Raw genomic sequence first — 10,966 nt, 5'->3', positions numbered from 1 at the left:
TGAATATGAAGTTACTCAAATATGCTTTACTAGTATTTATAGGAGCATGTAGTTATGGATCGCTGTCAACGATCGTCAAGCTTGGAATGAACGATGGATTTAGAATGCAGCAACTGGTCGGGGCGCAATACTTTTTTGGATGGTGCATGCTGCTCTTGTTAGTTGTATTATTTTCCCGGAAAAAACTCGGATTAAAGGTAGGTGCTTCGTTATTAGGCGCGGGGATTACCATTAGTATGACGGGTATTTTCTATGGGTTTGCCGTTGAACAATTACCTGCTTCGATTGCGATCGTTCTCTTATTCCAATTTACTTGGATTGGTGTGATTCTGGAGGCTGTTGTAGATAGAAAATGGCCCAGTCGAGAGAAAATAATTTCAATGGTTATCCTTCTGATAGGAACCATATTAGCTGGGGGGATTCTAGAACCTAGTGTAGGCGAAATGACTACGAGTGGTATTGTTTTCGGTTTGATGTCTGCGGTGTCGTTTGCCTTTTATATTTTTGTCAGTGGGAGAGTGGCTACGCAGGTACCTGCTGTGAATAAAAGCTTGTATATGACTACAAGTGCAATGATTATTATTATGGTTGTTTTTTCCCCTTCCTTTATTTATGACGGAGCACTTACAGATGGACTTTGGAAGTATGGTCTTCCTTTAGGGTTGCTTGGTATAGTTATTCCTGTGCTTTTCTTTTCTATTGGTGTTCCGAAACTGGGATCAGGTCTGGGAACGATTCTTGGTGCGGCGGAGTTGCCGGCAGCTGTTGTAGCCTCCGTGTTAGTCCTGCAAGAAGAAGTATCCCTACTTCGCTGGGTTGGAATTTTCGTTGTTCTGATCGGAATTGCTGCACCACAAATCATACCGATGCGAACAGGGAAAAAGTCACCTAAACCTTCCTCCAAACCATCACTCCGTAAGGTAGAACTTTAAACTGTATACTAACATCGATGGTATGATCAGGTCCTTATAGGATGAGATCATCAATCGGTGTTTTTTTTTGCGAAAAAAGATTGGTGTTAATTTTTCTGGTATGGCGAATCATTGTCTATTATATAGTGGTGCTATTCTATTTAATGGAGATGACCACTGATGAACAGAAATGACTATGACTATTTTAAGTCTTTGCACGATCAAGAAAATCCGCTAATGCTATATAACTGCTGGGATGTAGCTTCGGCTAAAGCGATAGAAAAAGCCGGTTCAAAGGCTATAGCCACAAGCAGCTTCGCTATGGCGGATGCATGGGGGTATTCGGATGGTGAACAGCTCTCATTTGAGCAGCTACTGTGGGCTGTTACGAGAATAGCAGAACATGTATCTGTGCCATTGACGGTAGATATTGAGGGTGGGTATGCTGTAGATGTAGAGTCCTTAGCCAATAACATAGAACAATTATTCCAATTAGATATATGTGGGATCAATTTCGAGGATCAAAAGGTGAATCATCCGAATGATGAATTATGGGCAATCGAGGAACAAAGTCATCGTATTCGAACTATACAGCAAGTGGCAGCCAAACTTCAAAAAAGTGTGTTTATTAACGCCAGAACCGATCTCTTTTTCAAAAATGGGGAGCATTCTTTGGATTTAGTGAATGAAGCAATTGAGCGTACCTGTGCTTACGCTGCTGCTGGAGCGGATGGAATTTTTATACCGGGACTCACCGATCGAAACTTGATTGAATATTTTGTGCAGCAGTCACCACTGCCTGTAAATGTTATGGTAATGGATGGTATGATTTCAAATGTTGAATTGCAAGAGCTTGGCGTAAAAAGAATTAGCTATGGACCGTATAGTTACTTTCAAGCACAGCATAATCTTCAAGAAGATGCTCGGGCTATTCTGCAGATACCTGTACATTATTCAGAAATGAGCTAACGACACTATGATCACTAATAAACAGCAAATCGATAAATATTATGAGATGTTAGTCGAAAAAAACTCCAATTATGAAGGTGTATTTTTTGTCGGCGTAAAAACAACAGGTATTATGTGCAGGCCAACTTGCCCCGCTAAAAAGCCTTATAAAGAAAATTGTGAGTTTTTCGCAACAGCCAAAGAAGCTTTGTTAGCGTCTTATAGACCTTGTAAAAGATGCCAGCCTTTGTCTAATCCCACGAAAATGTCCTTAGAAGTAAAGCTTCTTGTCGAAGCTATTGAGCGTAATCCGGAAAGAAAATGGACCGATAAAGATTTTGATGAGCTGTCGATAAGTGCAAATACAGCACGCCGGCAATTTAAGAAGCAATTTGGGATGACCTTTATTGAATATGCACGTTCCAGACGTTTAGGGCTGGCATTCAAACATATCAGGAATGGGGATTCTATCATAAACGTACAACTGGACAGCGGGTATGATTCGAGTAATGGGTTTAGGGATGCTTTTTCAAGAACGATGGGAACGGTCCCGAATCACTCCAAGCAGATTAAAGTGCTGTACTGTACCTGGATAGAAACGATATTAGGGTCTATGCTTGCGATCTCAGATGAAGAGTGCCTTTTACTGCTGGAATTTGTGGATCGAAAGGGACTTGAAAACGAAATTAAGAAATTACGTACTCGCTTGAATGCAACTGTTTTGCCTGAAAAAGTACCGGTGCTAGAGCAAATTGAAGAGGAATTAACTCTTTATTTCGCAGGGCAACTTACGGTGTTTAAATCACCGATTCGTTATTTAGGCTCTGATTTTCAGCAAAAGGTATGGAATGAACTTCGAAGAATTCCTGTAGGCCAGACGGTCTCTTACAAGGAGCTTGCAGAGAACATAAACAACCCTTCGGCTTGTCGAGCTGTAGCCAGAGCTAATGGAGCGAATCAATTATCGATCTTGGTTCCGTGTCATCGCGTGATCAATAGTAATGGTGAATTAGGGGGCTACGGCGGCGGCATTGCAAGAAAAGAATGGTTAATCAATCACGAGAATAACCTTATTCGAAGGTAGCTTATTAACTAAAAACATACTGAACTCGATGTGTCTGAAAGTCTGGATACGTCGTTTTTTTATGCTTTTACCAGATTTAAAAGTACTGTTTTAAGCAAAAGAAGGGAAAATTATGAATTCACAACAATATCCAATTGTGTTAGCATAATATATATTTTCATAAGAAAGCGAGCCTTATCTTAGGAGATTGGAGTGAACATCATGCTGAAGGTTCTGATCGTGGATGATGAGCCCTGGGTGCTTGAAGGGCTGAGAACGATGATTGACTGGGAAAAATATGGCTTTGAAGTGTGCGCGGAAGCCCATAATGGCTCAGAAGCATTGAGACTTATACAAGAATATAAACCGGAACTGGTCCTAACGGACATTAATATGCCGGTTATTAACGGTCTCGAGCTTATCGCAAAATTGAATGAAGTGATGACAAAGCCTCCGAAATTTGTGGTATTGACTGGGTATGATGACTTTAAATATGCACGTACGGCATTGCAGCAACGAGTGAATGACTATTTATTAAAACCTATTGATGATGAAGAAATAGAGTCCTTATTAAGCAGGATTACGCCTATGATCCAAAATGAAATCGCTTCCAATGAGGAGCTTGATAAGAAGCAATTCTTTGTCGTAAATAATATCGTCAACCGCCTAATACAAGGCGAGTATAACGAAAATTTAGAGCTTCTAACCCAGAGCACGTTGAAGCTTCAAGCGAATGCAGAGATAATGTGTATTCTTATCGAACCAGCCATGTCTATCAATCCATTGCATTCACGGATCGTCGACTATTTTCCCAAGGAATGTACCCGTTTCTTTCAGGATCGGTCGGGAAGAACAGGGATCATTCTTGAGTCTGCTTCTATTGGGAATGAGAGTCTGGACGCTATCGTCAACCAGATTCGTTCGGATATCGCTGAACATTTACATGAACCGGTACTCCTGGCGATTAGCACTAGAATGGTAGGCATATGTTCGATTCGAGAAATCTATATGCAAGCACTTGATGTATGGAAACGAAAGACACATCAGCAGAAGAGGGGGATCTTTTATTATAGCGAGCTTAGGGTTCTAAAGAAGAAGGAACACCATAAGGATCACTTCAAACAGCTGCTGGATAAGGTCCTGGCAAATGATTTAGAACAGATACAACCTTGTGTAAAAGAAGCGTTCGCCTCTTTCGTAGAGAATCTGTTGACGATTGAAATCGTGCAAGCCCAAGTGGCTCATTTGGAGCTTACAATTTGTACACTTATAGCTCAAATGAATGGTACTCCAGATACGATGATGATAAAGATTCAGCAAGAATATGGAAATTTAGGGGAATTAAATGATTATTTTGCATTAAGCCGCTATGTTCAAAGTCTATGTATGCTGGCGACGGTCTATCTATCTGAATTAGAGCAGCAGAATGAACAAAATACGATTTACAAGGTGATTCAGTGTGTGGATCGTGAATTTCGGAATAAATTGAAGCTTCAGGATTTAGCACGGCAATTTCATATCAATTCTACCTATTTGGGACAGCTATTCAGGAAACAAACGGGGCAGGGCTTTAGTGAATATTTAAATGCCAAAAGGATTGAGGAAGCCAAAAGTCTGCTTAAGCGAACGCAGCTGAAAATATCGGATATTGCGGTGCAGGTGGGATTCTCAAACACAGACTATTTTATTGATAAGTTCAAGCTGATTGTAGGGGTAGTCCCATCGGTTTATAAAAATGAAAATAAAAACTAATAGCTCTAGGGGAAGCAAGGTGTTTCGTATGGAGAGAAAAAAATTCAGATTTAGAAAAGTAGTGAATGACATTCCACTGAACTACAAATTTTCCCTCATTTACGTTATAGGCGTTCTACTCCCTATTATTATTATTAACCTTGTTTTTTTGGATCGGATTTCCGATTTGATCAAATCCAGAGAACAGCAAAACTTAGAAATCTCTTTAGAGAGGGCCAGAAAGGATATTCAAGATTTCATTGAGGGTGGAGTAGCAGTTAGTTATACGCTGTCCTCGGATAAGAATCTGTATGAATTGCTAGAGCGGAGGTATGGGAACTTGATTGAATTTTATGACACCTTCGACGAACAGCTTCGAGATCGGATGAACAGTTATATGCCAGTTAACAATCAACTTGAACGAATTACTGTATTTACGAATAATGACTCCATTGTTTCCGGTAGTAACTATCAGGTCATCACGGACAAGGTAAGGGAGAGTGAGTGGTATAAGCAGTTCAGTGCTGCGAATAAACATATGTTTCTTGCTGCTTATCAAATGAGCGCAGCGCCTAATGTGGCTTCTAATGCCCCGTATTTAAGTGTAATTGAGCGAATGGATGTATACAGCTCACTGAATACCTATGAGAAGCTGCTTAGAATTGACCTGGATCTCAGTAAAATATATGACATTATAATTAGAGAAAAGGATTATTTGAGTCTTTACCTGGTTAACGGGCAGGATGAAATCATTATGTCTGCTCAGAGCGGGTATCAGAGGGGTACGAAGGATCCTTATCCTGTGTTCGAGCTTCAGGATGATGAGCACAAGGAAGACATACATATTGTACCCGTTGGCGGGGCTAGTTATATAAAAAGCTGGCGAATTATAGGGGTTACGCAAGGGGAGCGTATTGCTCAGGCGATTATGGAGATTCGAATTTATGCGGGTATTTTGGCGTCCATTGTCACCTTGCTCACAACCGCCTTTTTATATGTGATGTTAAGATCGTACAATTATCGGGTGAAACGATTGTCTAGGCATATGCAGAAAGTAACGAATGAGAAATTCGATCTGATTCAAATCGATGAAGGACAAGATGAGATTGGTGACTTGATTCACAACTTTAATAGAATGACCACTAAAATTAATTCTCTAATTAACGATGTATACAAACTAGAGATTCAAAAGAATAACCTGGAGATGGAAAGAGTAAGGGCTGAACTGAATTTTTTGCAAAGTCAGATGAATCCCCATTTTCTCTTCAATACTTTAAATGCCATTTTAGTGGTCTGTACCAAAAATAATTATTCGGACGTTACAGACATCATTAAGAGTTTATCCAAGTTGCTCAGAAGACTACTTAGCTGGAAAGAAGATCTCGTTACATTGGAAGAAGAAATGACGTTCATTGAGATGTATCTGAAAATAGAAAAATTCCGGTTCAGAGATAAATTTGACTATCAATTTGAGATCGATGAGCAGTCGCTGCAATATAAAATTCCAAAGCTAAGCATGCAGCCGTTAGTAGAAAATTCCTGTAAGCATGGTCTGCAGGCCATAGAAGGACTCGGTATCATTAAAGTAAAGACGGAAATCGAGGATGGTCGTTTGCAAGTTACGATTTCAGATAACGGCAAAGGGATCGAACCAAGCCAGCTTAAAGAAATTTTATTTAATGTTCAAAATGAAGAAGCCTCCTCAGGAACGAATATCGGAATCCGCAACGTGTATCGCAGACTGGAACTATATTATGAAGATCAGGTTCGCTTTGAAATCAGCAGTGTCCCGAATGAAGGGACTGTTGTCACGTTTGGCATTCCGCTAAAGCTCCTGGAACGAAAAAATAGCTAGAAGGTGAGGGAGCCTATGAAATACAAAGTATTGTTGATCGATGATGAGCCTAGTGCTCTTGAGGGGATGCAGCTATGGATAGACTGGCAGGCGCTTGGCTTTGAAGTATGTGGAACCTCCAGTAATGGCAAAGAGGGCTTACAGTTAATAAAGCAGCTACTGCCGGATCTTGTCATTACAGATGTAAATATGCCGCTAATGAATGGTCTGGAAATGGTTTCCGCCTGGCAGCAAGAGGAGACTAAACCGATTAAGTTTGCCATACTAAGCGGTTATAGTGAGTTTGAATATGCTAAGACAGCTATACGTTATGGCATTAACCATTATCTGATGAAACCGCTTTTCAAAGAAGAGGCGTCAGAAGAATTGAAGGAGATATATCGGGAATTAGAACAGGAAACTCAGAAGCGAAGCTTAAATCAAATGGCAAACTCAGAGGAAGTTGTCTCTCTTCTTAAGAGCATTCTGAATGAGAAGGCAGAAGATAAGTCAGACTTTACAGTTCTTACACGTCTATCGGAAGGCAAAAGCCTTTGGAATATTTGTTTACTACAGACAGACCCGACGATGTATACGGAAATCAGAGAGAAAGCAGTAGCTCTCCTAACGAATACGGAATCGATGTTTCTGATCGATCTGGAGGCTTTTTGCTTTGGAATCGTATACGGCTATCCTTCGGAGTCTGATGAGGGTGCCGCAATATATCCTGCAGTAGCTCCCTTGCTGAATGAACACCCTAAGCAAGCCATGTATATTGCAGTAGGGGATAGCGAGGGCTCTTTGCTTCAAATTGCGAATAGCTACCGAACGGCGAAGGAAGCGTTAATGTATTATTTTTATAATTCGGATCATTCAGGATTCTTGACCTATCAGGGAACCAAAGATAGTCCCTTCAGCTATCACTATGATCAAATTCAACTGATGGATGACTTAATGAGACCCATTAACACACTGGACATAAAAGGCTTTAAACAAGCTGTGGGCTTGGCCTCTCGCAGTTTTCGTGAGATGCGCATCGCTCCAGAGGTTGTGAAGAAGATCGTTATTCATATTATGTATAAGATCGTTGAGTTTACTTCGAAAGCTAGTGAAGTTCAGGTATCCTCCTTGTTAACCCAAATAACAATCCCCGAAATGCGGGACTCGATGATGAAGTTGAACGATTTAATGCGTAATCTTTTATCATGTGGTGAGGCGAGTATTGATATTCTTCTAAAAGAACAAATCCAAAAATCACAGGGGATTGTACAGGAAATCAACAACTATATTGAAGCGCATTATCACGAAAATCTTACAATTAAAAAGCTGTCGGAGGTATTCTTCCTGCATCCAGTGTATCTGGGACAATTATTGATCAAGAAGAATGGCATTCATTTTAATGAGCAGCTGCATGACCTCCGGATTAAGGAATCTGCGCGTTTACTTCAACACAATAAGCTGAAAAACTGTGAGATCGCCGAGAAAGTAGGGTATTCCAATTATAGTCAGTTTCTCAAACAATTTGAAAAGAAGATGAAGATGAGCCCTAATGAATTTAAACATACGAATACCTAAACTTTTTGGGGGTACACCTTTAGTTCTGGTGTATTATCAATGGCATCATCACCTCTATAATTTAACTTGTAAGGGCTTACAATATGGTTACACCAACAAAATATGGAGGTGCTTTATGGGGGGCAAGTCAATATCAAAGTTCAAACTTAGTCTGATTGCTGTGTTATCCCTAAGTTTTGCTCTAGCAGGGTGCGGTGGAAATAACAGCGGTAATACTGCTAAGGGGGAAAACAAACCGGCAGAAACAACAGCTGCAACTGCAGCTGGAACCGATGACAAGAAGGTAGAGCCTTTTGAAGTTAGTATCTTTCTTGGAGAAGCAGGTCAGCAACCCACACCAGATAACAAAATTTACAAGATGATCAAAGAAAAAACAGGCGCATCATTCAATTTTGAATTCTTGGCTGGAGACCTTAAACAGAAGCTTGGCGTTATGATTGCCGGTTCGGATTATCCAGATCTGATGAGTTCCAATACCCAACTGACGGCAGCAGGTGCATTTATTCCTCTCGAGGACTTAATTGAAGAACACGCTCCGAATTTGAAAGCGCATTACGCAGCTTACTGGAACATGATGAAGGATCCCAATGATGGACACATTTATACACTTCCAAACTATGGTGCGTACAATGGTGAGATGAATACAACCTATTACTCTGGCCCAGCTTTCTGGATTCAGAAAGCTGTACTTAAAGATGCCGGTTATCCAACGGTTAAAACTTTGGACGAGTATTTCGATCTTATCGTGAAATATAAAGAGAAAAATCCAACCATTGATGGTCAACCAACAATTGGGTTTGAGATTCATAACAAAGACTGGAGAAACTGGGGATTGTTTAACGCTCCTCAGCATCTGATCGGTCATCCTAATGATGGCGGAGTAGTAGTTAAGGATAACGTAGCAGAAATCTTTGCGGATAAAGACTATGCAAAGCAGTACTATAAAAAACTTAATGATATGAATGCGTTGGGTATTATTGATAAAGAAGCATTTGTAATGGATTATGACCAATATTTAGCTAAATTGTCTAGCGGAGCCGTACTGGGAATGTTTGATCAGCACTGGAACTTTGGTAAAGCAGAAGATTCACTCAAGACACAAGGGAAAGATATGAGCACTTATGTAGGTCTGCCTCTTGTGTATGATACTAACACCAAAGATTATTATCTGGATCGTCCTGCTCTTAACTTGAATAATGGATTCGGGATTACTGTCAATGCTAAGGATCCAGTGAGAATCCTTAAACTTATGGACACATTGATTCAAGAAGATTGGCAAAGAACCCTCACTTGGGGGATTGAAGGCGAAGATTATCAAGTGGTAGACGGTCGCTTTATAAGAAACCAGGAGCAACGGGATAACGCAGTTGATGCTACATGGAAGCTAAGTAACAAAGCAGAAGCTTGGTATGCTACCGCTCCGAAAATGCAAGGGTACTTTGCAGACGGTAACTCAACGGATGCGGCAGCCCAACCAGAAGAATATAAAGCAGGGTTGGAAGCGTATGACAAGGAAGTTCTTGACGCATATGGATTCAACAGTTATGTAGATTTCTTCAGTAAGCCTGGACCGAACCCAGTGGCTTATCCTGCTTGGTCGATAGATCTTGTTGAAAATTCTCCAGCAAAAATTGCCGATACGAAGATGGGAGAAGTTAAGACCAAGTACCTGCCAAAAGCAATCTTGGCTAGCCCTTCCGATTTCGATAAAGTTTGGACTGAATTTGTTGGAGAACTTCATAAAGCGGATATTAAAGCTTACGAAGACAGAATCAATGAACAGCTTAAATGGAGATTTGATACTTGGAGTGTTAAATAGTTAGAGCTTGCTTAAAAATCAGAAAGTGGTGGCTTATTAGCCAACCACTTTCTGAAATATATGGATGATGTGGGGAGAAAATATATGGATGAGATTTTAACGGGAAAAAAAGTTAACCGGCATCCTAAAAGAAAAAAGAAGCAACCGATTACTATGACCTTGATTAAGAATCAGAAACAGCTGATTTGGATGTCAGTTCCATTGCTGCTGTATATTGTACTATTTGCGTACGTACCTGTTTGGGGATGGACAATGGCTTTTCAGGATTATAAACCAGCTAAGGCATTTGGCGAACAGACATGGGTCGGCTTGAAACATTTCAAGTTTCTATTTACGGATGATACCTTTTTAAGGGTACTACGAAACACACTGGCTATGGGATTAATTAATTTCTTTCTAGGATTTATAACCGCGATAACATTGGCCTTACTTCTTAATGAAATCAAAAATGTATTTTGGAAAAGAACCGTGCAGACCATATCCTACCTACCTCACTTTCTTTCCTGGATTATTGTAACAGGGATTGTAGGTGTCTCCCTCTCGGTTAACGACGGGATTATCAACATCGTGCTCATGAAATTACATCTTATCGATTCACCAATCCTTTGGTTGAGTGAAGGGAAGTATTTCTGGGGTATTGTGGGTGCTTCAACCGTCTGGAAAGAGGTTGGATGGAGTACAATCATCTACTTGGCTGCTATGGCTTCTATAGATCCAGCTTTATATGAGGCTGCTGAGATTGATGGGGCTAACCGGTACAAAAAAATGTTCAATGTAACATTGCCGGGAATTAAACCAACCATTGTAATCCTGATGATAATGTCCATAGGACATGTACTGGATGTCGGGTTTGAGGTTCCGTACTTGTTAGGGAACGGGCTTACTGTAGACTGGTCGGATACGATTGATATATTTGTATTGAAATACGGGATTGGGCAAGGGAATTACTCCTTAGCCACTGCGGGAGGCATATTTAAAACAGTCGTAAGTGTAACGTTGCTGCTTTTAGCTAACTGGACTTCGAAGCGGCTAGGGGAAGAGAGGCTGTTATAATCATGGAAAAAACTCAATTAATACCTCAGAAA

General features: G+C 40.5%; 8 protein-coding genes. All 8 read left to right on the top strand.

The annotated features are described in order from the left end of the window. The first annotated feature begins 5 nt into the window (after positions 1-5). The 8 genes from MKX41_RS20130 (at position 6) to MKX41_RS20095 (ending at position 10,934) form a co-directional block, all read left to right on the top strand. Positions 6-932 (top strand): EamA family transporter, encoded by a 927-nt coding sequence (locus tag MKX41_RS20130; RefSeq protein ID WP_339267131.1) that lies wholly within the window; start codon positions 6-8, stop codon positions 930-932. Between the two features lie 159 nt (positions 933-1,091). Next, positions 1,092-1,880, top strand: coding sequence for an isocitrate lyase/PEP mutase family protein (locus MKX41_RS20125; protein ID WP_340972795.1), 789 nt, complete (start codon positions 1,092-1,094; stop codon positions 1,878-1,880). A gap of 7 nt (positions 1,881-1,887) precedes the next feature. After that, a complete protein-coding gene (locus MKX41_RS20120; RefSeq protein ID WP_340972794.1) occupies positions 1,888-2,943 on the top strand; it encodes a bifunctional transcriptional activator/DNA repair enzyme AdaA in 1,056 nt (351 codons plus the stop codon). Positions 2,944-3,144: 201 nt separating this feature from the next. Then, on the top strand, positions 3,145-4,674 hold the full coding sequence (locus tag MKX41_RS20115; protein WP_340975003.1) for a response regulator: 1,530 nt from the start codon (positions 3,145-3,147) through the stop codon (positions 4,672-4,674). 28 nt (positions 4,675-4,702) lie between these two features. Next, positions 4,703-6,508 carry a sensor histidine kinase gene (locus MKX41_RS20110; RefSeq protein ID WP_076285332.1) on the top strand — a complete coding sequence of 602 codons (1,806 nt, stop codon included), beginning with the start codon at positions 4,703-4,705 and terminating at the stop codon, positions 6,506-6,508. A 15-nt stretch (positions 6,509-6,523) separates the two neighbouring features. Beyond that, the gene (locus tag MKX41_RS20105; RefSeq protein WP_340972792.1) at positions 6,524-8,062 is read left to right on the top strand and encodes a response regulator transcription factor; all 1,539 of its coding nucleotides are present in this window, start codon (positions 6,524-6,526) and stop codon (positions 8,060-8,062) included. A gap of 115 nt (positions 8,063-8,177) precedes the next feature. Further along, complete coding sequence (locus MKX41_RS20100; RefSeq protein ID WP_042191712.1) at positions 8,178-9,881, top strand: sugar ABC transporter substrate-binding protein; 1,704 nt, start codon at positions 8,178-8,180, stop codon at positions 9,879-9,881. 84 nt (positions 9,882-9,965) lie between these two features. Beyond that, positions 9,966-10,934: an ABC transporter permease gene (locus tag MKX41_RS20095; RefSeq protein WP_076285296.1), complete on the top strand. Its 969-nt coding sequence runs from the start codon at positions 9,966-9,968 to the stop codon at positions 10,932-10,934. The last annotated feature ends 32 nt before the right edge of the window (positions 10,935-10,966 follow it).

It is taken from the genome of Paenibacillus sp. FSL R5-0475, from assembly GCF_038004585.1.
Taxonomy (GTDB): Bacteria; Bacillota; Bacilli; order Paenibacillales; family Paenibacillaceae; genus Paenibacillus_AQ.
The sequence above is the reverse complement of the archived record's forward strand: the minus strand, read 5'-3'. Positions and strand labels throughout refer to the sequence as shown.